Below are 25480 nucleotides of genomic sequence, written 5' to 3'. Positions count from 1 at the left end.
TGCCTTGAAATGTCGGATAGGTGTCGATGCTGGGCGGCGGGATGTCGCTGCCCCCGGTTTCAGCCCGACCGCGAAGGCCGTGGCATTGACACTATGGTAGGCATTTCCACTCGACCGGGGCTGTCGAAATGAAGTGTTCAAATCGCAGGATCGTGCGTTTTCCAGGCGGGATTCGGAAGCTTATGCCGTGGCCGGGGCGGTGGAGGGAACCCGGCGTATCGTGCATTCACTCATTGGTGCTGAGCAGGTTTTCGATCGGGTAGTACTGCTTGACGATGGGCGATTTGATCACGATAAAGCTGAAATATTTATCGATGCCGATGCTCTGCTCGAGCAGATCTTCCATGACGCTCTGATAATGGACGACATTGCGGGTCAGGAATGTCAACTGATAATCGAAGCCGCCGCTTACCAGATGACACTCCATGACTTCGTCCACCTTGCGAATGTAGGATTCGAACCGGGAGAAATCCTCGAGCCTATGATCGGACAGTGTAATCTGGGCGAAGACCCTCTGTATGCTGCCCAGCTTTTCGAGCTGAATATTGGCGCTATAGTCGGTGATATATCCCGCCTTCTCGAGGCGTTTGACGCGGGTCAGACAGGGGCTGGGGGAGAGGCCGACAGCATCGGCCAGGTCGACATTCGAAATTCGACCGTGGCGCTGTAAATGGCTCAGAATACGTATATCGAGGCGATCCAGTTTAGGGGCGCTGCTCATCGAGAACTCCGCTCGGTTCGGTCGATCAGACAGATAGTAACAGGTGGTAGTGCGACGCACCATTAACCGGGTGGGGTGCGTCGCTCACGACCGTTATCGCAGCGCGCGTGCGCTGTAGCAAGTGCAATACCGCAAGCGCTACGGCATCGATGATGACATGACAGCCAGGCGATGCGGCAGACTCAGTAACCACGCTCGCGGTCCACCAGGCCGACCAGCGGCAACCCTTCCCGGTGCCGGCGCAGGTTGTCGAGCACGGCCTCGGCGGACGTATCCGGCTGGGTCATGCTGGCGATATGAGGCGTCAACATGACGCGTGGATGCTGCCAGATAGGATGATTCTGTGGCAACGGTTCGACGCGACAGACATCGAGAATTGCTGCCGAGAGCTGGTTGCGGTCAAGGGCGTCCAGCAGGTCGGCTTCGACCAGGTGATCGCCTCGTCCGAGATTGATCAGAACGGCGCCTTGCGGAAGGTGCTGGAACAGCTGACGCGAGAGAATGCCGCGGGTCTCGGCAGTCAGCGGTAGTAGGCATACCAGGATATCGGTACGCGCAAGGAAGTCCTGCAGTCCGTCTTCGCCGGCGAAGCATTCGATGCCAGGCATGTCTTTCTCGGAGCGGCTCCAGCCTGCGCATTGGAATCCGAAGCCGTGCAGTTTCTCGAGTACCGCTTTGCCCAGGACGCCCATGCCAAGCACCCCGACACGCCGCGAACTCGCAGTGCGGACCGGCATCGGCTTCCAGACGCCCTCGCGTTGTTGGGCGGCATAGGTAATCCAGTCGCGATGAGCGGCTAGTACGGCCAGTGTCGCATATTCGACCATGCCGGCGACCAGGCCGGCTTCGACCATGCGTACGACCGGTATATGGGCCGGTATGCAGGAAAGGTCGAATTGATCGACACCGGCCCCAATCGAGAACACCAGTTCCAGGTTGGGAAAGGTATCCGCAAGGTTTTCCGGCGGCTGCCAGGCGGCTAGATAGCGAACCTGGGCCGGGTCGCCGGTGGATGGCCATATATGAAAATCGATCTCCGGTGTCTGTGCCGCGAACAGTTCCGCCCAGCGGGCGCCGCGAACTGGCTCGGACTTGTAGAGAAAACTCATTTCTCATTGTTCCTTTCAGGGGTAGGGGGCTGCGGCCATTCCCAGCTTTGGGAGATAATCCTCTATCTAACTAGGCTTAGCCAATCGCCTGGCCACTGACGGCAAACTGGCGCATGCTGGGATCCGCATGCGGGGGTGCACCGCGTACCATGACGACGGGAGTATCCACCTGCACGAGTCCGATCTCGTTGAGCCAAGGGCTCAATTCGCTTGAGTCAGGCACGTCGATACGCACAAAAGAGTCGACACAGAGGCCTATCAAGTAACTGGTCATGGCCTTGGCGCGATCAACATCGAGCGCGACCACCGGGCCAATCACATACCCGCGTCCAAAACGGCGCATCAACGCGAAACCGGTTAGCTCGCCGTCATTGTCGAGGACGATACCTTCGGAGACGTTCAGTAGCGAATCGAGCAGCGCTGCGCGCGGCATACCGCAGGCGTGGGCAGCCAGTTCAGCCAGTCTGGGGCCGTCATTGTTCTCGATCGGACGGATATCTTCACCCTCGGGAGGCGCGATGACTTCGGGCGGAGCGATGGTTCCCTGATGTTGATGGATCCTGCCGATCGCCTTGAATCCGAGCCGTTCATAGAGCGGCTGCCCGGCAGGAGTAGCGCAGAGCAGGATGTTGCGCTCGCCAAGTTCCTCCAGTAGTCGGTTCATCAGTTCGCCACCGATGCCGTTGCCTTGTGCCTCGGGTGAGACGATCACCATACCTAGCGAGCCGTAATCATCGCCATGGCACCAGCATAGCGCTGTGCCGATGGGTTGGCCGTTACGTTCGGCGACAAAGCCGCTGCCGACTCGATGCAGGAACTGCCAGTCTTCCAGTCGGTGCGGCCAGCGCACCGCCTGTGACAACTGATAAGCGGCAGGGTAATCGCTTTCCAACATGTGGCGGTAGGTAATTTCAGTTTTAGAGTTTTGGGTTGCCATGGCAAGTTCCTCCGTATCCCTTGTTACTCTGGCGTTTGAGAACAACGAATACTAGGACGTTCTTGTCCAATGACATGGATTTGCCGCAATTCGGCAGCAACCTTCGCAGAAGAGAATTGAAGCGCAGATAGTGCCGGTCTCAGCCGACATTCCGGCACAAAGTTCGGCGGGCGATGACGTGCATTCCTATCGCTCAAAACCGGGAGATTGCTAAGTTTTCGGACAGAGCTTAGCCGAGAGTATGGCCCGCGAGTGCAAACGTGTAGATCCCGGTATCGTCCCGTGGCCTTGGCTCGCGAGACATCGTTGTCACCCTGTCAAACTCCGATAGGCCGCAATGGTTGAGGAAGTCCGTGAATCCGCCCATGGTCTGGGCCGTGTCGACCCGGAGAAAGCTTCCTGCATGAGCCGCTACATGGGGAGCGGTCAGGGCGATGGCGTCGGCGGCATCCCTTGCGACAACCGGGCCTACGACATGGCCACGGCCGAACTTGCGGCACAGTGCAAAGCCGGCCATGCGCCCGTCGCGTATCAGTACCGTGCCGTTGGAACGGTCGAGAAGCGCAGCAAGGATGGTGGTTCTGTCCGCTCCGAAGGCTGCTTTGTCGAGCTGGGCCATGTCCACCAGATCCGTTGCGGCAAGCGTACGAATCTGTGCGCCGGCCGGTATTGGGACCTCGCCGGGATCGACTGCCTCGCCCTGAAGCTGGAGAACCTCGGCAACGGGCTCGAACGCAAGGGACTCGTAGAGGCGATGGGCTGCCTGGGGCGCATTCAATTGGATGTGGCGGCCACTGCACTCTCGCATGACATGTTTCATCAGCCAGCGTCCGGCTCCCAACGCCTGGAGCCGCGGCGATGTGATGACCATTCCAATGGTGACGAAATCGTCCCCCATCGGAAACCACATCGCCGAGCCGACGATCCGTCCGATCTCGTCGCAACCGACATAGCCCTTCCCGAGTTGCAGCAGCAGGCGCCAATCGTCGGGTCGGTGCGGCCAGCCAACACCGACCGACAACTGATGCAGCTTGTCGATATCGGCTTCCTGAATGTCTCTTATCGTCAGCTCGTAGGTCTGCAGGCGCTTTGACATCTCGTTGGACACTGACATGACTTCCTCGACGAGTTCTTTTCTGGGTCTGCCTGGCAGGCGTAGCAGCACCGGTGATCGGCTATGGGGGTACGGCTGGCACTGATGGCGATGCGTAAAAGGTTCCACCGTGGGGATTTTAGTCTGGCATTGGAGACGCACCAATACTAGGACGTTCTTGCCGGGGGGCGAGATAGCTGGGCAATCGATAGCCGTTGCTTTCTATACGGCAGTTTCTGCCGTGTAGTGCGACTAATACCAATGTTTCTGTGCCTGGGCGAGGAGAAATCGAGGCAAAGTCGCTCTTCAAGGGTGGTGTAATAGTTTCAAGGATGGGCCTGTATCGAGCGGGAACCGGCGGGAAGGCCTCTTCAACATTCAGACAAGACGGGCGAGCGAAGCTCGGATGAAGACCAACCCATTGATAAGCGGAGTATACCAAGATGACCATATTGAGGCCCAAATACATCAGCTTTGACTGCTACGGCACGCTGATCAATTTTGCGATGGCCCCTACAGCGCGCGAAATCTTCGCCGACCGCATCGCGGCGGCCGATATGGATCAGTTTACCCGCGATTTCGCGGCCTACCGGCTCGACGAAGTCCTCGGTGATTGGAAGCCCTACGATCAGGTGGTGTGCAACGCCATACGGCGCACCTGCCGTCGCTGGGGGATTGAATACCGTGACAACGAGGGTATGAGGTTCTACGAGGCAGTACCGACCTGGGGGCCGTGGCCGGACGTGCCGGGCGCGCTGGCCAAGCTGGCCAAGGAGTATCCGCTGGTGGCGCTGACCAATGCGATGGACGAGCAGATCCCGCACAATATCGAGAAGCTGGGTGCGCCTTTCCATCGCGTTTATACCGCACAGCAGGTGCAATCCTACAAGCCGCATATGAAAGGCTTCGAGTACATGCTGGATATGCTCGGATGTGGGCCGGAGGACATCCTGCATGTGTCGTCTAGCCTGCGTTACGACCTGATGACGGCCCACGACATGGGAATCAAGAACAAGGTTTTTGTCGCTCGAGGCCATGAGCCGTCGACTCCCTACTACAACTATCACGAGATTAGCGATCTCAGTGGCTTGCCGGCACTGGTCGGGCTCTGATCGCGGCATGAGGCACAGCCCGGCGCGGGAGCTGACGTCTTCGCCGCAGCTGTGCCCGTTCCCGGTCATGCAGGAGATCCGATGACTTTGGCCTGAAAGTGCGGAACATGAACATGAACGTGAATTGGGGAAGCTCGCCTGCGCGGCATGACGGCGGCTCTGTGACCGACGGAGCGGGAGCCGAAGAAGACGCGGCGCTGGCGGTCGCGATGGCCAAGCAATATATCGATGAGAACTTCTACGAGCCGATCAACCTCGACGATCTGGCGGAATGTGTAGGCATGACGCGTTTCAGTCTGGCCAAGCAATTCCGTCGGCATGTCGGGGTTTCCCCCTATCGCTATGTCTGCCAGGTACGGGTCCGGCAGGCGCAGTTCATGATGGAGCAGGGACAGCGGCCGACGGAGGTTGCTAGCGAGGTCGGCTTTTTCGACCAAAGTCATTTGGCGAGGCACTTCAAACGCCTGTGTGGAATGACGCCGCGTCAGTACAGAACACGCTGCATGCAAGCCGCAACTCAATGAGTTCTGTACGCGCCATTCGGTTCCACCACCCTGACATTTGAGGGCGTGCCGAGCTATCCGGATAACTGCCGCTCGGGTCGCGTGATTGAGAAGCATGGGGTATGTGATCCGTGCGCTGATGCAACAGGGTGAGGATGATTACGACAGCCTCGGTCCCGTCCTCATGCTCCGGCATCTTGTTTCGTCGTCATTGTGGAATTCAGCGGAAAATATGCCGGGTCCGAACGAGAACGGTACAACTGGCATCGTCGGGCTACTTACACTAATAGCAAATGAACGGCAGAGGTGCGGTGACATGTCAGAGCGAAGTAACGAGGCAGTGGAAGTGCAGGCCCCGGAGCTGTCCAGGTTCACTACCGAGCACCTGCAACAGGCATTGGGACTATCGACCGAGTTGGGATGGCCCTACCGCCTGGAGGATTGGGCCTTCGCCCAGGGGCTGGGAGAGGGCTTGGCACTCGAACAGAATGGCATGCTGATTGGTACCGCCATGCGGTGGCAGTATGGCCCTGCCTTCGCCACGCTAGGCATGATCATTGTCGCCAACGCGGCTCAGGGGCGCGGCTATGGCGCACGCCTCTTCGACGCGCTTCTGGACGACGCGGGATCGCAGACCCTGCTGCTCAATTCCACACAGGAGGGGTTGGCGCTCTACGGTCACCGCGGGTTCCTGCCCATTGGTGAGGTGCATCAGCATCAAGGTGTGCCTACGCGGAAATTGCCCTCTCCGGAGTTGGACTGTATCCGGGCCGCCGAGGTCAGCGAGCTGCCAATGATCGATGAGCTGGATAGCGAGACGGTCGGCATGCCGAGGGGCCGTCTCTTGCAGTGTCTGGCGCAGGCAGGGCGGTTGAGCGTCATTGCCCGCAACGGTGTCGTGACGGGTTACGCCGCCTGCCGGCGTTTCGGGCGTGGCTATGTGATCGGCCCCGTGGTTGCGGCGGACGTTACGCAGGCGCAGACCCTCATCGAGGACGCCATCTCCAAATTGCCGGACACCTTCATAAGGGTGGACATCCCGGGCGTCTCCGACCTCGGTTCATGGCTGGAAACAAGAGGCTTGAAGCGCGTTGATACGGTGACGGCCATGGTGCGGGGAACGCCACCGCAGCCCTCTGGGGACGCCCGGCTCTTCGCACTTTGCAGTCAATCATTAGGTTAGGAGTACGCCAAATGAACAGCGTTATGTCTCAGTCGCCTCTCGCCAAAGGGGCAGAACCCAGAGATTCGTTGGAGAACTTGCCTACTCCAGCGTTCGCCGATGCGATCGAGGCTGGACAATGATGGCGGCCGACATGATCGATGACCTGTTGCCCGAGCTGGTCGCGCTGAGGCGCGACCTGCATGCGCATCCGGAGCTGGCTTTCAAGGAAGAACGTACTGCCGGCATCGTCGCGGCGGAGTTGCACCAGCTCGGGCTCGAGGTGCACGAAGGCATCGCGGGCACCGGTGTGGTCGGCACGCTGCGGCACGGCGAGGGTACGCGCAGCATCGGCCTGCGCGCTGACATGGATGCATTGCCGATCATCGAACAGTCGCGTCTTGCGCATGCGAGCCGCAACGCCGGCGTGCATCACGGCTGCGGCCACGATGGGCACACCGCGATGCTGCTCGGCGCGGCACGACACCTCGCGCGCACTCGCCGCTTCGACGGCGCGGTGCACTTTATCTTCCAGCCCGCCGAGGAGGGGCATGGCGGTGCACGCGTGATGGTCGAGCATGGCTTGTTCGAGCGCTTTCCTTGCGATGCCGTGTATGCCCTGCACAACTGGCCGGACCTGCCGGTCGGCCACGCGCAGACGCGCGTTGGTCCGATAATGGCAGCGGCCGATCGCTTCGATATCGTGTTGCGTGGCCGCGGCGGCCATGCGGCGCAACCGCACCTCACTCCCGACGTGCTGCTGGCCGCAAGCCAACTCGTCGGGCAGTTGAACACTATTGTCGCACGACGCATCGACCCGGCAGAGTCGGCGGTGTTGTCGGTCACGCACGTGAGCGGCGGGGCGAGCCACAACGTGCTGCCGGCCGAGGTGGCTTTGACCGGCACGGTCCGCAGCTTCGACCCAGCGGTGCAGGACCGCATCGAGGGCGCGCTGCGCGACGCCGTGGCAGGTATCGTCCTCGCACACGGTGTCGAAGCCGATGTGAACTATCTCCGCTACTATCCGGCAACAGTGAACAGCGAGGCCGAAGCGCTGCTGGCGATCGAAGCGGCCGCATCCGTGGGGCTGCAGGCGAGTCTCGCAGCGCGGCCGGCGTTCACGTCGGAGGACTTCGCCTTCCTGCTGCGTGAGCGGCCGGGGGCTTACCTCTGGCTCGGGCAGGGTGGGGAATGTTCGCTGCATCATCCCTGCTACGACTTCAACGATGAAGCGCTGCCGTATGGCGTGCGCTGGTTCTGTACGGTGGCGGAACGCGCACTGGCGCCTACTGCTTCCGAGCCGACCTCAAAATGAACACTGCTACACCCTGTGCACAGTGGTTAGACAGGCGGCCGACAGCCGCTCGGTGATGTCACAGCCTCGTTCGCAAGCCCCGGCATCTTGTTTCGTCAGCTTTGCGCAATTCGGCGGGAAATATGTCTGAGCCGAGGAGGAACAGCACACTTGGGATCGTCGGGAAACTTACACTGATATCAAATAACGGCAGCGATGCGGTGGCTGCTGAGACCGGCGATACAGCGAGGACCTTATGAAACTCAAGTCGTACTGGCTGGACACAGCCCCCGCATTCACCGGCGTCTCGAAGGAGCCGGTGGCGGGCAAGGCGGATGTGGTCATCGTGGGGGGCGGGCTTACCGGCTCCTCGGCCGCGCTGGCCCTGGCGAAGAAAGGCGCACGGGTCGTGCTGTGCGAGGCGCAAACCATAGGCAGCGCCGCGTCAGGCCGCAACGGCGGCATGTGCAACAACGGTTTCGCCCAGGACTACGCCGTCATGTCGGCAAAGCTGGGCGTAGAAAAGGCCAACTACCTCTATCGCGCCTTCGATGCGGGGGTGGACACCGTGGAGCGGCTGGTGCGGGAAGAGGGCATCGACTGCAGCTTTGCCCGGGTAGGCAAACTCAAGCTGGCCGCAAAACCCGAGCACTACGACAAGCTTGCCCGCACCCAAGAGCTGCTCGCCGCTCAAGTGGATCCCGACACGCGCATGGTGTCTTGCGCGGACCTGCCGAGCGAGGTGGGCTCACAGCGTTACTTCGGCGGCATGATCTTCGAGAAGGGCGCCGGCATGCATGTCGGACGCTACGTGACGGGCCTTGCGGAGGCCGCTTCCCGTCGCGGCGCGCAGATCCATCAGCACACACCCGTCATGGGGCTGCGCCCGCTTCCGGGCGGCGGCCATGAGGTCACGACGCCGAATGGGCGCATCCAGGCGTCTCAGGTACTGCTCGCCAGCGGCACTTCGCATGTGGGCCCGCTGGGCTGGATCCGACGCCGTATCGTTCCGGTAGGGGCCTTCATTATCGTGACCGAGCCGCTTCCGGTCGAGGTGCTGGACCGGCTCCTGCCAACCCGGCGCATGACGGTGGATACGAAGAACCTGGTGAACTATTGCCGGGTGACTCCGGACAACCGCTTGCTTTATGGCGGTCGCGCCCGCTTCGCCGTTTCCAATCCGAAGTCGGATGCCGAGAGCGGCGCAATCCTGCGCCAATCCATGGTCGAGATGTTCCCGGAACTGGCCGACGTGCGGATCGACTATTGCTGGGGCGGCATGGTGGACATGACCCGCGATCGCCTGCCTCGGGCCGGTGAGCGCAACGGGATTTATTATTCGATGGGTTACAGCGGCCACGGCACCCAGATGTCGACGTACATGGGAACGGTGATGGCCGAGGTGATGGACGGGCGCGCCGAGCTTAACCCGTGGAAAGATTTCGACTGGCCAGCCATACCCGGTCACTTCGGCACCCCGTGGTTCTTGCCCATCGTGGGAGCCTACTATCGTCTAAAGGATCGATTCCAATGACCGCACCCATCGCACATCTCAGCAACGCAGACCGTCTCGATCGCATGTTCATCGACGGCGAGTGGACCCTACCCGAATCCTTGACCCGAACCGGTGTCGTCGATCCCTCGACGGAGGAATCCGTCGCTGAGATCGCCCTGGGCGACCGCGCGGACGTCGACACGGCGGTGGCCGCGGCAAGGCGCGCCTTCGCGGGTTGGGCCGCGACCTCGCCTGAGAGTCGAGCCGAGTTTCTGGATCGCATCCATGCCCTGATCCTCGAGCGCGCGGAACTGTTCGCCCAGGCGATTTCGCAGGAAATGGGGGCGCCCATCGGCTACGCGCGCAGCACTCAGGTACGGCTTTTGGGGGGGGCCACCCCCCCGGGCCGGGTCGTCACCCATCGCGGCACCACCGCCATCCTGCGCGAGCCGATCGGTGTGTGCGGCCTGATCACTCCCTGGAACTGGCCGCTCTACCAGATCACCGCCAAGGTGGGCCCCGCCCTGGCAGCGGGGTGTACGGTGGTGCTGAAGCCCAGTGAGCTGTCTCCCCTGAGCGCCTTTCTGTTCGCGGAGGTGGTGCAGGACGCCGGCATTCCGGCGGGCGTTTTCAATCTCCTGAACGGTGACGGCCCCGGCGTCGGCGCGGCCCTGTCGGCCCATCCCGACGTGGACATGATCTCGCTGACCGGCTCGACCAGGGCCGGGGTGCTGGTGACTCAAGCGGCGGCCCCGACGGTGAAGCGCGTGGCCCTGGAGCTTGGGGGCAAGTCGCCCAACGTCATCCTGCCGGATGCGGACCTGGCTCGTGCCGTCGCCCCCGGCGTGGCGGCGGCTTTCCGCAACCTCGGGCAGTCCTGTAGCGCGCCAACGCGCATGATCGTGCCCCGCCAGCACCTCCAGGAGGTCGAGCGCCTCGTATGCGAGGCGGTATCCGGGATGATCGTCGGCGACCCGCGCTCGGAGGAGACGACCCATGGCCCCTTGGCGAACCGCGCCCAGTTCGAGCGGGTGCGGGAGATGATCGCCGTGGGGATCGCTGAGGGCGCGCGGCTGGTATGCGGCGGCCCCGGCTGGCCGGAGGGGCTGGACCGGGGCTTCTATGTCCGACCGACCGTCTTCTCCGACGTGCAGTCCCGCATGCGGATCGCCCAGGAGGAAATTTTCGGGCCGGTCCTCTGCATCATTCCCTATGACAGTGTCGATGAGGCCGTGGCCATCGCCAACGACACCGTCTACGGCCTCGGCGCCCATGTCCAGGGCGGGGATCTCGAAGCGGCCCGGTCCGTGGCGGCGCGAATCCGCTCCGGTCAGGTCCACATCAACTACCCGGCCTGGGACCCCAATGCTCCCTTCGGCGGTTACAAGCGGTCGGGCAATGGCCGCGAATACGGCATCGAGGGCATGGAAGAGTATCTGGAAACGAAATCCGTCCTCGGTTTCTAGGCTTTGTCCGAAAACTGCCTGCGCTCGCCCATACGGCGTTAAAAATCAGTTCGTGCGCGAGTCCGATCAAAATGCTCATTTACACCCACGTAAACTCTGCTTTTTCGTTGATTTTTGCCTTGTCTGGCCATCGCTCGGCGCCTTTTCGGACAAGCCTTAGTTCAGCACCGGCGCAATGCCGGTCAGCAATACAATCTTCTTCTTTATTGATTGAATACGGGAGACATCATGACCTTAGCCGTAATGCTCTATCGCGCCGACGGCGCACCCATCGACACCGCATTCCGCAAGACGCCATTCGGTGAGGCGGACCCCTTCGCGGAGCATCGTGAAATTGCCTGGGAAGGACCGGACGCGATGGCTGCAGGCCGCGTCAGCTTCGTTGGAGAGCTCGAAGTTTCGAGATTCCCGCACCTTGAAACGATCGTGGTCGTCGATGGCGAATTGACGCTGACCGAAGCCGGAGCAGAGCCGTTGGTGGTCGGTCCAGGGTGGGGTGTCGTCGTAGGGCGCGGAACGGAGGTTCAGATCCAGGCCCAGCCTGGCACCCGCTTCGTGTTTTGCACGGCCGCCGGGGCCGCTTCACCCATGCCTGGCCTCACCCTGCTCAACCCGGACGCTGACTTCATGCCATCCGCGACGCTGCCGGCGGAAGTCCTGCTTGGCCCGGCCCCGCAATGCCGCAGCGATAACGTCTTTACCGACGAGCAGACACAGTATCGCGCGGGGACGTGGGATTCCACGGCTTATCACCGGATCGTTCGACCCCACGGCTTGAACGAGTTCATGCATCTACTGGCTGGCAATGTGAAATTTGCCCTCCCCGACGGTGACGTTCTCACAGCGGGCGCCGGCGATGCGCTCTTCGTGCCCAAGGGCACATCCGTTGGATGGGAAAGCACGGAGCGCGTAGCCAAGTTCTACGTCGTCCAGGCCGTCAACGATTGAGACGCATCGCGCCGGAACATTGCCTTGTTCCGGCGCGCTGAAAGGTTTTGTGACAATGCAGAGGGCCGAAGGTACGAGTCGTACCTTCGGCCCTCTCAAATGTTACGCCAACTCGTTGGGATAACCCGCTTCCGCCGGGTTATTTCGGATCGACTGCCGCGACGGCGTCGATTTCCACAAGATAGCCGTAATGCAGTTCGGGAACGGGAACCACGGCGCGGGCTGGCTTGATGTCGCCCAGCGCTTCGGCATAGACCGAATTGAATTGTGGCCAATTCTCCACGCCGACAATATATGCGGTTACCTTCAAAAGGCGTTCCGGCGAACTGCCGGAAGCCCTTACCACCGCCAGCAGATTGTCCAGCGCCTGCCATGCCTGATCCTGGAAAGACGCCTCGGGAGCGTGGGCACCATCGGGACGAACCGGCAATTGGCCCGAGACAAAGACCATCCCGCCACAGGCCGTGGCCTGGACATAGTGGCCGGCCGGTGTAGGGGCCTGATCGGTCAGGACCGTCGCAATATCGGAAGGGCTGCTATCGCTCATCACCAGCCTCCAAATCGCGGCCATTCGGCCTCAATGACATCGGAACCGTCGCGAACCACCTGATAGCTGCCATGCTGGGCGCCGGTGGCACAGGCGTGATTGGGCAGGATGCGGAGCCGGGTGCCGATCGGCAGATCGGGAAGGGTGCCCGTTGAGCCGGGGCGCAGGGCGATGACGCCGTGTTCCTGATTGGCATCCGCCACGATCAGGTCGTCATAGGGCTTGCCGTGCACATCGCAGACCAGACCGTAGCCCTGGTCGATGTCCTGCTTGGCGGTACCGCGATCCCGGGACATGGCCATCCAGCCCGCATCGACGAGAATCCAGCCCTTGTCCGGCTGGTGGCCGATCACCGTCGTCAGAACCGACAGGGCGATATCATCGACCGTGCAAGCACCGATGCCGGCCATGACCAGGTCAAAGAAGACGAAAACGCCGGCCCGGACTTCGGTGACACCGGTGAGGTCCCGGCTGAAATGGGCCGTGGGCGTGGACCCGACACTGACCACCGGGCATGGCAACCCAGCGGCACGCAAGGTTTCCGCCGCCTTGACCGCACCCGCGCGTTCCTCTTCGGCGCACTGCTCGAGCGCCGCCCGGCCCCGAGCGGAATAGCTGCCGCCGGCATGGGTGAGCACTCCGCGCAACTCGGCTCCACCCTCGTGGAGGGCGCGGCCCATCTCAACCAGTCTTTCGGCGTCGTCCGGTAGCACTCCCGAACGATGGCCGTCGCAGTCGATTTCAATCAGCGCGGGAATGCGGGTGTTGGACTCGCGAGAAGCGTCGGCGATCAGGCGCGCCTGTTCGACACTGTCGAGAATGACGGCAAGCTCCACCCCCTCGGCGCGCAGGGCCAACACCCGGCCCAACTTGCCGGGCGCGATACCGACGGCATAGATGAGATCGCGCACACCGGCCGCGGCGAATTGCTCCGCCTCCTTCAACGTCGACACCGTTGCCGGACCCGAATCGCTCATCATGACCCGGCGGGCTGCCTCCACCGATTTCGCTGTTTTCAGATGCGGCCGCAACTTGGGCCCGAGGGTGGCCAGGTGTGAATTCAGACGCTGGATATTACGGTCCATGCGGTCCCCATCAACGATCAGACATGGGGTATCGATCGTTTGAAGCGTGGCTTTCTCCACGGAAGCCGGATTAACCATACAATTGGCTCTCCTGATTCTATATTTCGCTGCCTGACAGTCTGTTTAAGACGCAGCACGGACGAAGCATCGCCGACGATAAACGCAGCGCCGGTTACTATTAAAGCGCGCCTACCTCCACCTTCGAGCCATCGATCAAGCGCGAGAGACGGTAGGGCTTGGGATCGACACAGGGGGTATCGTTGGCGACCAGGTCAGCCGCCAAATGGCCGATCCCCGGCCCCAGGCCGAACCCATGTCCGGAACAACCTGCCGCAAGGAAGAAGCCTGACATCCCATCCACGGCGGAGATCACCGGCACGGCGTCGGGCGTGCAATCCACATAGCCCCCCCAGGACTCGGCCACTTCGACGTTCGCCAGTGCCGGGAAGCGCTTTCTGACCCGCTTCAGGACCTCGACAATGGCCTCGGATCTGGGCGCGGGATCGAGCACACGGATGCGCTCAAACGCGGAGGGCTTATCCGAACCCCAGCCAGCCAACCCTTCCGGACCGTGTATGAAAGACCGGCCTATGCCGAACTCCATGGCGCCCAACCGCTTGATGAACATGGGCAGGAAGGCCTTCCCATAGCGCAGGCCCTGTGGCGTGAGTTCAAGCCGTGCCTTGCCACTGATGGCCAGCGTATAACTGCCATCGAGGCGGCGGGTAAGCGCGCAGTCCGGCGTGTAGATCACCTCCCCGATATTCGCCGCCGGGCGCGTACGCAGCGCGGTCTGGCGCACGCTCGCCTGCGGGAAACGAAGTCCGTGCCGCCGAAGGAACGCCGATGCCCAGGCGCCGGCGGCACACAGGACCGCCTGGGTCCGGATGACCCCTTTGTCGGTGATCACACCCGTGACCGCGCCATTGGCAGTATCGAGACCGTAGGCGGCGCAGTTCTGGTGAATGCTGACGCCGAGCGCGCGCGCACCCTCGGCAATCCCCGGCGCCGCGATGGAGGGCTCCGCCTTGCCGTCATCAACGGAGTGGACGCCACCCAGCCAATTGCGCCCCACGGCCGGGATTGCGGAGGTCGCTTCCGCCGGGCTCAGTATTCTCGTATTGATGTCGAACTGGCGGGCCGTCTCTAGCCACCCTTCCCATTCGGCGAGCTGCTTGGCATCGTCGGTGGCGTACTTGAGGCCACAGCGGCGAAACCCGAGATCGGTGCCAATTTCCGCCGTGAGTTCGCCCCATAGCCGCATGGCTGTACCGGATAGTGGCAGTTCACGGGCATCACGGTTCTGCTGTCGGCACCAGCCCCAGTTGCGGCTCGACTGTTCGCCGCCGACATAGCCCTTCTCGATCAGGGCGACCGAATGGCCCCTCTTGGCCAAAAAATAGGCGGCAGTCGCGCCGACAATACCGCCGCCGATAATGACGACGTCAGCAGAGGAAGGAAGACTCTCATTGCTTTGGATGGTCTTTATCGAGGGTGACACGGCAGGTAACCTTATGTGATTTCAGGATTATCGAACGTCAGCCGAAGCTCCCCGGCCACTGCCCGATCGCCTGTAGCAGCCCGCCCGATATTCGCTATACCGAAATCAGTATATGGCGTCCCCTATGGCATTAGTTGCTGCTTTCTTGGGGCCGACAAAGAGAAAATGTCGAAAGTGCGCGCGAAAATGGCAGGATCTCTATCACATCCCATGGGCATGCGCCGGAGCATTTCCCTTCCGGCTCGCTGAGGCGGTGACGATAGAGGGGGCCGAAGGTATGAGTCGTACCTTCGGCTCTCTCATGACTACGCCAGCTCGTTGGGATAACCCGCTTCCTCGAGGACAGCAGCAATGGCTGCCGAATCGGCGGTGCTTTCGACCGTTACCTGTTGATTGTCGAGATCGATTTCCACAGTGGCGTTCGTGTCCACGCTCTTGACGGCAGTCGTGACGGTCGAGACGCAGTGACCGCAGGTCATCTTGGGAACATTGAATGTCGGCATGGCGTTTCCTCCATTGGGTTAAGAATTTTCAGCGTAAAGCTTCCCATTGTTGGAAGGTCAAGCGTATTCTTTCTATTGAAAGTCACTGCAATGCTCAAACCGCCAGAGGCTGGTGGGCGGAAGACCATGGATGAGGATATGAGCGGATCGATAGACAGGAGCTAACTGATGAATATCGGACAGGCAGCGAAGGCATCCGGCGTTTCCGGCAAGATGATTCGTTATTACGAAGACGTCGGTCTCATACCTCGGATCAGCCGGACGGATTCAGGCTATAGGGACTTCAGTGAAAAGGATGTCCATATACTGCGCTTCATCTCAAGGGCGAGAAGCCTCGGGTTCTCGGTGGAGCAGATGTATAGCCTGCTGGCGCTTTGGCAGGATCGACATCGCGCCAGTTCGGATGTGAAGGCTGTCGCACAGGCGCATATTGATGAGCTGGATAGCAAGATCAAGAAGTTGCAGGACATGCGCGAGACGCTGCTACACCTGGTGAATCATTGCCACGGCGATCATCGGCCGGATTGTCCGATCCTTGGCGATCTCGCTGCGGAGGGTCAAGAGTTGGAGGAGCAGCGGGGTGGGAAATCGCTCGGCGACTTTTCAGACAAACCCTGACCTGCTGGATTGGCAAAGAAAAACCCCTGCCTGTCGGGAGTTATCGACTTCCCGTCATTCAGGGGTTCGTTCAGCTTACCGGGAGCGATCCCTTGGGACCGCTCCCGGCAATCAGCTAGCTGGGTGGCGATTTACATCATGCCGCCCATACCACCCATGCCGCCCATGTCAGGGGCGCCACCGGCTTCTTTCTCTTCCGGATCCTCGGCGATCATGCACTCGGTGGTGATCATCAGACCGGCCACGGAACCGGCGGACTGCAGCGCACTGCGAGTCACCTTGGCCGGGTCGATGACACCCATTTCGAACAGGTCGCCGTACTCACCGGTCTGGGCGTTGTAACCGAAGTTACCTTCGCCGTCCTTGACGCGGTTGAGGATGACGGAGGCTTCCTGACCGGCGTTGGTCACGATCTGACGCAGCGGTGCTTCCATGGCGCGCACGGCGATGGCGATGCCGTGGGTCTGGTCCACGTTGTCGCCCTTGAGATCGGCGATCTTGGCCAGCACGCGCACCAGAGCGGTACCGCCACCAGGCACGACACCTTCTTCGACAGCGGCGCGAGTGGAATGCAGGGCATCTTCGACGCGGGCCTTCTTCTCCTTCATCTCCACTTCGGTCGCGGCACCCACACGGATCACGGCGACACCGCCGGCCAGTTTGGCGACACGCTCCTGAAGCTTCTCGCGGTCGTAGTCGGAAGAGGTTTCTTCGATCTGGGCACGGATCTGATTGACGCGTGCTTCGATGTCGGATTCGCCACCGGCACCATCGATGATGGTGGTGTTTTCCTTGGACATGGTGATGCGCTTGGCGCTGCCCAGGTGATCGAGGTTGGCCTGCTCGAGGGTCAGACCGACTTCCTCGGAGATCACAGTGCCGTTGGTCAGGATAGCGATATCCTGCAGCATGGCCTTGCGACGGTCACCGAAGCCGGGTGCCTTGGCAGCGGCTACCTTGACGATACCGCGCATGGTGTTGACCACCAGGGTAGCCAGGGCTTCGCCTTCGATGTCCTCGGCAATGATCGCCAGCGGCTTGCCAGCCTTGGCAACGGCTTCCAGCACCGGCAGCAGTTCGCGGATGTTGGAGATCTTCTTGTCGACCAACAGCAGGTACGGATCTTCCAGTTCCACCGCCATGGTGTCCTGGTTGGTCACGAAGTAGGGCGACAGGTAACCACGGTCGAACTGCATCCCTTCGACGACTTCCAGCTCGTCCTCGAGGCCACGGCCTTCGTCGACGGTGATGACGCCTTCCTTACCGACTTTCTGCATGGCGTCGGCGATGATCTCACCGATACGCTCGTCACCGTTGGCAGAAATGGTACCGACCTGAGCAATGGACTTCTGCTCGGTGCAGGGTACGGACAGTTCACGGATCTGTTCGACGGCGGCGACGACAGCCTTATCGATACCACGCTTGAGATCCATCGGGTTCATGCCGGCGGTAACGCCTTTCATGCCTTCGGTGATGATGGCCTGGGCCAGCACGGTAGCGGTGGTAGTACCGTCGCCTGCAACATCAGAGGTCTTGGAAGCAACTTCCTTGACCATTTGGGCGCCCATGTTCTCGAACCTGTCCTTGAGTTCGATTTCCTTGGCCACAGATACGCCATCCTTGGTCACGGTCGGAGCACCAAAGGATTTTTCCAGCACCACGTTGCGGCCTTTCGGGCCCAGAGTGGCCTTCACGGCGTTGGCGAGGAGGTCGACGCCACGGGCCATGCGCTTGCGAGCGTCGTCGGAGAACTTGACCTGTTTTGCTGCCATTTTTGGATCTTCCTACGGTTAGTTCGTGAAACTTTGAGCAGTCAGTACAAGGAGTTGGGCTTAGCCTTCAACCACGGCAAGAATATCGGTCTCGCTCATGATCAGGACTTCTTCGCCATCGATCTTCTGCTTCTCGACGCCGAAGCCTTCCTTGAAGATCACGGTATCGCCGACCTTGACATCCAGTGGACGCACTTCGCCGTTTTCGAGAATCCGGCCGTTACCGACGGCGAGCACTTCGCCACGAGTCGGCTTTTCCTGGGCATTGCCCGGGAGCACGATGCCGCCTGATGTTTTCTGCTCTTCCTCAACGCGACGGACGACGACGCGATCGTGCAAGGGACGGATGTTCATTGCTCACGTTCTCCTGATGGTTTGCTGTGTCATGCACTGGCATGACGGGTCCGTACCAGTTCCGGAAGTCGGACTTCCGGAGTGAAGGCAGTTGCCTTCCTTGTCAATGGACAATGGGCGAAAGCCCATTGTCCGAAGAGTGTCGCTAGCCCATCAGTGGGGGCTGCTCAAGTCCTTTCAAGGCCTGCCGATAAAAAAAATTTCACCTGCTTCGTCAACGATGTGGCTCGTCCTTGGAAATGAAATCCCCTTCAAGCGGTTGGTGAGAGGAATCATCTTCATGGTCGGGGGCGTGATGAGAATGTGATGGATCCTCATCAGCGGCATGCCAGTCGTTGCCTGAGGCCTGGCCATGCCGGTAGTGAAAGCGACGGATAAGGACGTTGGTTCGGGTCAACAGCTTGCCCAGCAGGCCCCGCGCATTGGGGATCAGGCACATGAAGCCCAGCGCGTCGGAGAGAAAGCCAGGGGCCATCAGAAGGGCACCGCCGAAGATCAGGGCCGCGCCGGTTAACAACTCGTCGGATGGCAGCTCACCTTGGGCGAGGCGTTGTTGTGCGCGCTGAAATGTTGCCACTCCCTCGCGACGAATCAGGTGCAGGCCGATGAAACCAGTCGCCAGTACCAGCAGCAGGGTGGTCAAGAGCCCGATATGGCTGCCAACGGCGAACAGGACGACGAAATCAAGCAGGGCGAAGAGAGTGAAAAGCAGCAGAAACGGCATGATGACTCCGCAGACCAGAACTTTTGTGTAAATGGTGGTGAACGACACGATTTCAACCGCTATTAGAGCGATAGGTCGTATTGGGCGAGTGCATGTGCCGTGCTATATTTGTCATGTTGCGGTGCACAATGCTACTCGATGTGGAACGATACCCGAGGAACTAACATGCAGATGGATGAGGCGGTTATCGCCATTACTGGAGGGGCTCGTGGACTGGGGTTATCCATGGCGAGTCTATTGGGGAGGAAAGGTGCCCGCTTGGCATTGCTGGATCTGGAGCAGGAAGCGTTGGATATCGCTGTCGGCGCCCTGCGAGACGAAGGCATCGAGGCCAGGTCTTATGTGACCAATGTCGCCGACGAAGTGTCGGTCGCTCAAGCCTTCGGCGCCATCGCCGAGGAGATGGGCACGGTGGCTGGGTTGGTCAACAATGCGGGTATTACCCGTGATGGCTTGCTGATCAAGGCCAAGGAGGGCAAGGTCGAGAAGACCATGTCGTTGACTCAGTGGCAGCAGGTCGTCGATGTCAACCTGACGGGCGTATTCCTGTGTGGTCGAGAGGCGGCCTGCCAGATGGTGGAATCCGGTCAAGGCGGCGTGATCGTCAACATTTCCAGTATTTCGCGTGCCGGAAACATGGGGCAGAGCAACTATGCGGCGGCCAAGGCCGGTGTGGTAGCCCTGACCGTGACGTGGGCGAAGGAATTGGCACGCCATGGTGTACGCGTGGGAGCTGTGGCGCCGGGCTTTATCGAAACCGAGATGACATCCGCCATGCGCCCCGAGGTATTGGAGAAGATTGCACGTGGCATTCCTCTAGGAGCATTGGGAAAGCCGAACGATATTGCCGAGAGTGTGGCCTTCATTCTCGAGAACGACTACTTCACCGGTCGAGTGATCGAATGTGACGGTGGCTTACGAATCTGATCATCCCAAGGAAAGGAGTCGTAGAGGAATGGAGTCGTACAAACGGAAGCCGGGCTCCTGAATAGGAGCCCGGCGCCGTTGGTGGACAAGTCGTGCTGTCCGATCAGTATTCTACTTGATCGCGCAGATTGGCCACGGTGGCCTCACCAATGCCATTGACGCGAGCAAGAGCATCGACACTGTCGAAGGGGCCGTTGGCGTCGCGTTCATCGATGATTGCCTGGGCTTTGGCATTGCCGATGCCGGGCAGTTCAGCCAGCAGTTCGGCATCAGCCGTATTGATATTGATCGGGGCAACTTCCTGTGCCAATGCCATGCTGGCGGTACCGAGCAAAAGGCTCAATGACAAAGCTTTGAGAAGTGTCTTCATGGGTTCCCTCCGTCTGGTTATCCTTTGGTATTGGTTATAGATATCAGTGCCCGTAACGGGCAAACAGAAGGTAACACTAAATAAGTGTTATTTTATTAAGACATTGCCGATTTCTCGTGTAAGACATTGCCGACAAAAGGCGACGACATTAGCTAATCCAGGGGCGGAGAGCCGGTGCTAGCCCGTGATATACTGTGCCGACATTTCCCCCCACAGGAACGTATTCGACTATGTCGACCGCATCACCATTGATCGTTGCCCTCGACTACCCATCCATGGATGCCGCCCTATGCATGGCTGATCGCCTTGATCCGTCCCGTTGCCGTGTAAAGGTTGGCAAGGAGCTGTTTACCCGAGGGGGCCCGGATGTGCTCGAGGCTTTACACGGGCGTGGTTTTGAAGTTTTTCTCGATCTCAAGTTTCACGATATTCCACATACTGTGGCCGGCGCCGTACAGGCGGCTGCGGAGCAGGGGGTGTGGATGGTCAACGTCCATGCCAGTGGCGGCAGTCGCATGATGGAGGCCGCGCGCGAACGCCTCGATCGTCACGGCTTCAATACCCTGCTGATAGCGGTGACGGTGTTGACGAGCATGGCGGATGAGGACCTGGCCGAGATCGGGATGACGGCATCGACGGCAGCACAGGTCGAGCGCTTGGCTCGACTGGCTCACAAGAGCGGCATGGATGGAGTGGTGTGCTCGGCCCAGGAGTCGGCACGTTTGACCGAGATCTGTGGTAGCGATTTTCTGAAAGTCACGCCGGGGATTCGCCCAGCTTTCGCGGCGGCAGACGACCAGCAGCGTATTCGCACACCTGGGCAGGCCATGGCTGCGGGTAGCTCCTACCTGGTGATCGGCCGGCCGGTGACACAGGCCGAGGACCCGATGGTGGCGCTGGATGCCATCGAGAAAGAATTGGCCATCCTCTAGCCTCCACTCTTAGGAATCGCTGCCCCTTATTCTCCTTCGATGCCGGTGATTGGCTTGGTCGTGCCCCAGCTACGACAGCTGGGGCAACGCCAGTGCAGCTGGGCACCGGCGAAGCCACAGCGTCGGCAACGATGGCGCGGTCGGGCCTCCAGCAGGGTATGGGTATGTCGTTTGAGCAGATCGATACGGTTGCGTTCTTCGGTATCGGCCTTCTGACGGTATAGGTCCATCAGGTAGTCGACGCCTCGCAAGCTGGGTGCGGTAGCAAGCTGTTCACTGATGAAAGCCGCGGCTGCATCATTGCCTTCACGACGCTGCAGCGTTTCAGCGAGCATGATGACGGCACTGGTGAAGGGAGTAAGATCAATCAGCTCGCGAAGGGCTGTCTCAAGTCCATTCTCGTCATCAAGCAGTTGGTAGGCATTGCGAAGCGGCTCGAGAATGATCGGAGCGAAATCTCGATCTTGATGAGGAATTCGCTTGAGAATGCGGATTTCGGCCTTGTAATGGCCAGTGTCGTGTTCGATTTTGGCCAGCAGCCAGTTCACGCGCACACAGTGTTCATCGATCGACAAGGCTTGGCGTAGACGTTTGCGAGCCAGGGCAGGACTCGCCGATCGTAAATCCTGTTCAGCGAGCTCGCACAGCCAGTGGGCCGCCGCGCGACGAGTATCCTGGTAACGGCTGATCAGCGTAGGTTGAGCAACCTCCAGTGCCGCTTGCCACTCCTGCTCTTGTTCGAACAGATCGACCAGCAAGCGTTTGGCTGATTCACGGAGGTCTTCATCATGAGTATCGCGCACCAGTGTTTGCAACAGTCGTTCAGCGCGGTCGAGCAGGCCCAAGTGTAGAAAATCGCGTGATAATTCAAGCTGTACTTGGTTGCTTTGTACCGCGCTCAGAGAGGGGCGGGCCAGTAGATTCTGATGGATCTTCACCGCTCGGTCGGCTTCCCCCCGCAACCGAAACAGATTGCCCAGAGTGATATGCGTCTCGATGGTATCGCTATTGACCTCAAGAGCGGCAACGAAGGTTTCGATGGCGCGGTCAGGCTGTTCGTTGAGTAGATAGTTGAGACCCACGAAGTAGTCCCGCGACAGGGAAGGTTGCTGCGAAGTGAAAACATCCTTCCCTCTTTCGCGGCGGCCGAGCCACCAACCGATGGCGACCGCTGCCAACAACAGGGCCAGCAGCAGGAGATCGGGCATTCAGGGTACTTCCTTGAGCTCCTGGATCCGCAGTCGATCGAGTTCCTTGCGCTGTTGCTGGTTATGGCGCTGGGCCCTGGTCAGCAAGGTGCGCAGCCGCAAGTAGACACCGCTCATGGCCAACATGCCCAACACGACCCCGCAGGCCAGTGCCGCCAGCAGCCAGACCGAGAGAGATGCCGGTGGCAGCTCGACCCAGATCAGGTTGAGTGGCAAAGTCTGCTGATTGTTAACGGCGAACAGGATGCCGATCAGCAGCACTGCCAGCAAGATAATGGCCAGGATAAGACCTTTGAGCCAACGCATGATGGTTTCCTTTGTCGATACGGTGAAGCTTTATCTCAATAGCCCAAGGCGCGGCTGGCGTTGACTTGCTCGCGCAGTTCCTTGCCCGGTTTGAAGTGTGGTACGAACTTGCCGTTGAGTTCGACAGGGTCTCCTGTCTTTGGGTTGCGGCCGACACGAGGTTCTCGATAGTGCAGGGAGAAACTCCCGAAACCACGAATTTCCACTCGTCCGCCATCTGCCAACGCGTCGGTGATGTCATCGAGGATGATACGGACGGCGGCTTCGACTTCCTTGATCGACAGCTCCGGCTGTCGCATTGCAATCTGCTCGATCAACTCGGATTTGGTCATCGACTTTCTCCATGCGGTGGTGCCAGACAGGTAACGGCAGTCCCGGTGTTGTTGTTTCCTCTCAGCATACTGCGTAAACCGTGATAAAACAACGCACTAGAACGTCCACTCTCCGTTACCGTCTGTACCCGGCTTTCGATACCTGGATGCCGGAGGAGCGAAGCTCGGGTATACTGCGCTCACATTCACCGAGATTTTTCTCCCGAGGTCAACGTTGAGCGAAAATATCTCAGCCGATGAGATTACCCGCAAGCGGCTCCATTGGCACTCCCGACGCGGCATGTGGGAGCTCGACCTGTTGCTGGTTCCGTTTCTCGAGCACTGCTATGACGGACTCGATTCTGTCGATCAAGCTGCCTATCGTGAATTGCTCGACGAAGAGGATCAGGACTTGTTCATATGGCTGATGCGCCGCGAATGGCCAGAAGAACCGATCCGTCGCCGGATCGTCAAGATGATCGTCGAGTATGCCGAAAGCACCGATAACGATCAGTATCGGACCCTCTAGGCTAGCTCGGCTCGCTCAGTCGGGAATGGCGATAGCGATTTGTCTGCCGATATCACTTTATGCACCGCTGTGGTTCATTGCCATGGCGGTGATGGTGTTGATTATCGTTTTGTGCTGGTCCTGGTGCCGGGAGCGCCCATGGCAGTGTCGCTGGATACCGGGAGATGGCCATGGGGGATGCTGGCAATACCGGGATGCGATGGATAGCCCTTGGCAGGATGTAAGCGTCAAGGTGACCTATCTAGGGCCCTGGCTGATTGCTCTGGCGATGGATGGGAGACATTACTGGCTATGGCCAGATAGTGCCCCGCCTCAGGTTCTCCGTGATTTGCGGCGTAACCTGGTTGCTCACCCAGTGTACGGTTAGGCGTGGTCGGCGAAAGCGTCTAAATAGGAAAACGACGGCTTTGCCGACCCGTTGGCGTGTTCCGGGCAATCCCGATTGTAATGCAGGCCTCGCGACTCGCGGCGTCGACGAGCGGCATCGACGGTGAGTTCGGCCAGTCGTACCGCCCGACATACCTTGGCCAGTTCATTACTGGGTATATGTCGTTGCCATAGATATCGGCATCGTGCGACCAGGTCGTGCAGTGTGGCAGCAGCTTCGCTGAGACCAGTATCATGGCGTACGATGCCAGCGTTTCGGCTCATCGTGCGGCGCGTATCCGCTAGCAGTTCGCCAAGGGCTGCCGGTTCAACTTGTGCATGGCATCGGCTGAAGGACGGCGTTTTCACGGGAGCTAGGGAGCCTGGCTTGGGTTTGCGTAGAGCTTGCGCGGCGGCGCGAGCGAAGACCAGGCACTCCAACAGCGAGTTGCTAGCCATGCGGTTGGCGCCATGCAGGCCAGTGCAGGCGACTTCGCCGATGGCGTACAGGTGAGGAACCCGTGTGGCGCCATGGTGGTCGGTTGCCACCCCGCCACAGCTGTAGTGGGCGGCGGGTACCACGGGGATGGGTTCGCGGGTGATGTCCAGCCCTCGTGCCAGGCAGTGCGCATGAATGGTGGGGAACAGCTTGCGCAGCGTCTCGGCGGGGAGATGTGTCATGTCGAGCAACACATGTTGGCTGTGGCGGCGTTGCATCTCGGCATCGATGGCTCGGGCGACGATATCGCGTGGTGCCAGCTCCGCTCGAGGGTCGATTGCCGGCATGAAACGATGGCCGTCGAGGTTCCTGAGAATTCCCCCTTCGCCACGCAATGCTTCACTGATCAGGAAGGGGCTGCCTGTAGGGTCGTAGAGGCATGTCGGATGAAATTGCTGGAATTCCAGGTTCATCAGGGTGGCGCCGAGTTCAGCTGCCATGATCATGCCTTCACCGCACGCGGGAACCGGGCTGGTCGTATGTTGAAACAGCCCACTGGCACCGCCGGTAGCGAGAACGGTGTCGTTAGCCTGTAGCGTTTCGAGTTTGCCATGAGTGGTAAGGCCGTAGGCGCCACGACAGTGACCAGTGGCGTCACCGATCAACTCGATGACATTGACGTCTTGGCGCACGGTGATTCCCGGGTGTCGTGCGACATGCTCGAGTAGTGTATCGATCAGCGCGCGCCCCGTTGCATCAGCGGCATGAATCACACGCCGAGCCCCATGGCCACCTTCGCGAGTCAGATGGAAGGGGTAGGGGGCCTGGGGGCTGGTATCCGGGGTGAAGGGGACGCCTAACGTTACCAGCCACTCGATGGCGGCAGGCCCTTGGGTGACCGTAAAGCGTACGGTCGCTTCGTCGCACAAGCCATCACCAGCATTGAGGGTATCTTGCACATGGGCTTGGATATCGTCTTGGGGCGAGAGCACTGCCGCGATGCCGCCTTGGGCCCAGCGACTCGCGCCGTGGTCGTCGCTGACCGGACGCAACAGAGTGACACGCCGCTCATCGGCCAGCTCCAAAGCCAGGCTTAGGCCAGCAACACCGCCCCCAATGACCAGCACATCATGTTCGCTGGATGTCAC

28 protein-coding genes are annotated in these 25480 nt (G+C 60.3%); 12 read left to right on the top strand and 16 right to left on the bottom strand.

Going from position 1 to position 25480, the window contains the following annotated elements:
- Positions 1–226 precede the first annotated feature (226 nt).
- The 4 genes from L861_RS05310 to L861_RS05295 form a co-directional block, all read right to left on the bottom strand.
- Complete coding sequence (locus L861_RS05310) at positions 227–721, bottom strand: Lrp/AsnC family transcriptional regulator (protein ID WP_016415540.1); 495 nt, start codon at positions 719–721, stop codon at positions 227–229.
- A 182-nt stretch (positions 722–903) separates the two neighbouring features.
- A complete protein-coding gene (locus L861_RS05305) occupies positions 904–1830 on the bottom strand; it encodes a 2-hydroxyacid dehydrogenase (protein ID WP_016415539.1) in 927 nt (308 codons plus the stop codon).
- A 76-nt stretch (positions 1831–1906) separates the two neighbouring features.
- A complete protein-coding gene (locus L861_RS05300; protein ID WP_016415538.1) occupies positions 1907–2767 on the bottom strand; it encodes a GNAT family N-acetyltransferase in 861 nt (286 codons plus the stop codon).
- A gap of 229 nt (positions 2768–2996) precedes the next feature.
- Positions 2997–3881: a GNAT family N-acetyltransferase gene (locus L861_RS05295; protein ID WP_016415537.1), complete on the bottom strand. Its 885-nt coding sequence runs from the start codon at positions 3879–3881 to the stop codon at positions 2997–2999.
- Between the two features lie 422 nt (positions 3882–4303).
- On the opposite strand from L861_RS05295, the gene L861_RS05290 reads away from it, so the two are divergent.
- The 7 genes from L861_RS05290 to L861_RS05260 all read left to right on the top strand — a co-directional run bounded on the left by L861_RS05290 (position 4304) and on the right by L861_RS05260 (position 11840).
- Entirely contained in the window at positions 4304–4972 is a 669-nt protein-coding gene (locus tag L861_RS05290; protein ID WP_016415536.1) for a haloacid dehalogenase type II, read from the top strand.
- 113 nt (positions 4973–5085) lie between these two features.
- Positions 5086–5496 (top strand): helix-turn-helix transcriptional regulator, encoded by a 411-nt coding sequence (locus L861_RS05285; RefSeq protein ID WP_051149298.1) that lies wholly within the window; start codon positions 5086–5088, stop codon positions 5494–5496.
- A gap of 295 nt (positions 5497–5791) precedes the next feature.
- The gene (locus L861_RS05280; protein ID WP_035567846.1) at positions 5792–6658 is read left to right on the top strand and encodes a GNAT family N-acetyltransferase; all 867 of its coding nucleotides are present in this window, start codon (positions 5792–5794) and stop codon (positions 6656–6658) included.
- 118 nt (positions 6659–6776) lie between these two features.
- A complete protein-coding gene (locus L861_RS05275) occupies positions 6777–7952 on the top strand; it encodes a M20 aminoacylase family protein (protein WP_016415532.1) in 1176 nt (391 codons plus the stop codon).
- Between the two features lie 235 nt (positions 7953–8187).
- Positions 8188–9465, top strand: coding sequence for an NAD(P)/FAD-dependent oxidoreductase (locus tag L861_RS05270; RefSeq protein WP_016415531.1), 1278 nt, complete (start codon positions 8188–8190; stop codon positions 9463–9465).
- Positions 9462–10892, top strand: coding sequence for an aldehyde dehydrogenase family protein (locus tag L861_RS05265; protein ID WP_016415530.1), 1431 nt, complete (start codon positions 9462–9464; stop codon positions 10890–10892). Before L861_RS05270 ends, L861_RS05265 begins: the two co-directional genes overlap by 4 nt.
- Positions 10893–11120: 228 nt before the next feature.
- A complete protein-coding gene (locus L861_RS05260) occupies positions 11121–11840 on the top strand; it encodes a cupin domain-containing protein (RefSeq protein WP_016415529.1) in 720 nt (239 codons plus the stop codon).
- A 139-nt stretch (positions 11841–11979) separates the two neighbouring features.
- Here the strand turns inward: L861_RS05260 and L861_RS05255 are convergent, their stop codons facing one another.
- The 4 genes from L861_RS05255 to L861_RS05240 form a co-directional block, all read right to left on the bottom strand.
- The gene (locus L861_RS05255) at positions 11980–12387 is read right to left on the bottom strand and encodes a RidA family protein (protein WP_016415528.1); all 408 of its coding nucleotides are present in this window, start codon (positions 12385–12387) and stop codon (positions 11980–11982) included.
- A complete protein-coding gene (locus L861_RS05250) occupies positions 12387–13550 on the bottom strand; it encodes a DSD1 family PLP-dependent enzyme (protein ID WP_016415527.1) in 1164 nt (387 codons plus the stop codon). The genes L861_RS05255 and L861_RS05250 overlap by 1 nt, the downstream gene beginning before the upstream one ends.
- 100 nt (positions 13551–13650) lie before the next feature.
- Positions 13651–14973, bottom strand: a complete 1323-nt coding sequence (locus L861_RS05245) for an NAD(P)/FAD-dependent oxidoreductase (RefSeq protein ID WP_016415526.1) — start codon at positions 14971–14973, stop codon at positions 13651–13653.
- 305 nt (positions 14974–15278) lie between these two features.
- Entirely contained in the window at positions 15279–15476 is a 198-nt protein-coding gene (locus tag L861_RS05240; RefSeq protein WP_016415525.1) for a heavy-metal-associated domain-containing protein, read from the bottom strand.
- 168 nt (positions 15477–15644) lie between these two features.
- Here L861_RS05240 and cueR point away from each other — a divergent pair, with 168 nt between their 5' ends.
- Positions 15645–16094: a Cu(I)-responsive transcriptional regulator gene (gene cueR, locus L861_RS05235; protein WP_016415524.1), complete on the top strand. Its 450-nt coding sequence runs from the start codon at positions 15645–15647 to the stop codon at positions 16092–16094.
- 131 nt (positions 16095–16225) lie between these two features.
- On the opposite strand, the gene groL is transcribed toward cueR, so the two are convergent.
- From groL to L861_RS05220, 3 genes are all read right to left on the bottom strand, one after another.
- Positions 16226–17866, bottom strand: coding sequence for a chaperonin GroEL (gene groL, locus L861_RS05230; protein ID WP_016415523.1), 1641 nt, complete (start codon positions 17864–17866; stop codon positions 16226–16228).
- 60 nt (positions 17867–17926) lie between these two features.
- Positions 17927–18220 (bottom strand): co-chaperone GroES, encoded by a 294-nt coding sequence (locus L861_RS05225; RefSeq protein ID WP_016415522.1) that lies wholly within the window; start codon positions 18218–18220, stop codon positions 17927–17929.
- Between the two features lie 214 nt (positions 18221–18434).
- Positions 18435–18944 carry an FxsA family protein gene (locus L861_RS05220; protein WP_016415521.1) on the bottom strand — a complete coding sequence of 170 codons (510 nt, stop codon included), beginning with the start codon at positions 18942–18944 and terminating at the stop codon, positions 18435–18437.
- Positions 18945–19109: 165 nt separating this feature from the next.
- Here L861_RS05220 and L861_RS05215 point away from each other — a divergent pair, with 165 nt between their 5' ends.
- On the top strand, positions 19110–19871 hold the full coding sequence (locus L861_RS05215; protein ID WP_016415520.1) for an SDR family oxidoreductase: 762 nt from the start codon (positions 19110–19112) through the stop codon (positions 19869–19871).
- 103 nt (positions 19872–19974) lie between these two features.
- Here the strand turns inward: L861_RS05215 and L861_RS05210 are convergent, their stop codons facing one another.
- Positions 19975–20241 carry a ComEA family DNA-binding protein gene (locus L861_RS05210; protein WP_016415519.1) on the bottom strand — a complete coding sequence of 89 codons (267 nt, stop codon included), beginning with the start codon at positions 20239–20241 and terminating at the stop codon, positions 19975–19977.
- Between the two features lie 230 nt (positions 20242–20471).
- On the opposite strand from L861_RS05210, the gene pyrF reads away from it, so the two are divergent.
- Positions 20472–21173 (top strand): orotidine-5'-phosphate decarboxylase, encoded by a 702-nt coding sequence (gene pyrF, locus L861_RS05205; RefSeq protein ID WP_016415518.1) that lies wholly within the window; start codon positions 20472–20474, stop codon positions 21171–21173.
- A 26-nt stretch (positions 21174–21199) separates the two neighbouring features.
- Here the strand turns inward: pyrF and lapB are convergent, their stop codons facing one another.
- Genes lapB through L861_RS05190 form a run of 3 tightly spaced genes read right to left on the bottom strand, consistent with a single transcriptional unit; the run spans position 21200 to position 23019 of the window.
- On the bottom strand, positions 21200–22381 hold the full coding sequence (gene lapB, locus L861_RS05200; RefSeq protein WP_016415517.1) for a lipopolysaccharide assembly protein LapB: 1182 nt from the start codon (positions 22379–22381) through the stop codon (positions 21200–21202).
- A complete protein-coding gene (locus L861_RS05195; protein ID WP_016415516.1) occupies positions 22382–22687 on the bottom strand; it encodes a lipopolysaccharide assembly protein LapA domain-containing protein in 306 nt (101 codons plus the stop codon).
- 35 nt (positions 22688–22722) lie between these two features.
- On the bottom strand, positions 22723–23019 hold the full coding sequence (locus L861_RS05190; RefSeq protein WP_016415515.1) for an integration host factor subunit beta: 297 nt from the start codon (positions 23017–23019) through the stop codon (positions 22723–22725).
- Positions 23020–23233: 214 nt separating this feature from the next.
- Between L861_RS05190 and L861_RS05185 the strand changes: the two genes are divergently transcribed.
- The gene (locus L861_RS05185; RefSeq protein WP_016415514.1) at positions 23234–23527 is read left to right on the top strand and encodes an FAD assembly factor SdhE; all 294 of its coding nucleotides are present in this window, start codon (positions 23234–23236) and stop codon (positions 23525–23527) included.
- A 25-nt stretch (positions 23528–23552) separates the two neighbouring features.
- Complete coding sequence (locus tag L861_RS24450; RefSeq protein ID WP_144062959.1) at positions 23553–23894, top strand: hypothetical protein; 342 nt, start codon at positions 23553–23555, stop codon at positions 23892–23894.
- Here L861_RS24450 and nadB read toward each other — a convergent pair.
- Positions 23891–25480, bottom strand: a complete 1590-nt coding sequence (nadB, locus tag L861_RS05180; RefSeq protein WP_016415513.1) for an L-aspartate oxidase — start codon at positions 25478–25480, stop codon at positions 23891–23893. The two genes, L861_RS24450 and nadB, sit on opposite strands and share 4 nt — an antisense overlap.

The sequence above is a fragment of the Litchfieldella anticariensis FP35 = DSM 16096 genome (assembly GCF_000409775.1).
Lineage (GTDB): Bacteria > Pseudomonadota > Gammaproteobacteria > Pseudomonadales > Halomonadaceae > Litchfieldella > Litchfieldella anticariensis.
The sequence above is the reverse complement of the archived record's forward strand: the minus strand, read 5'-3'. Positions and strand labels throughout refer to the sequence as shown.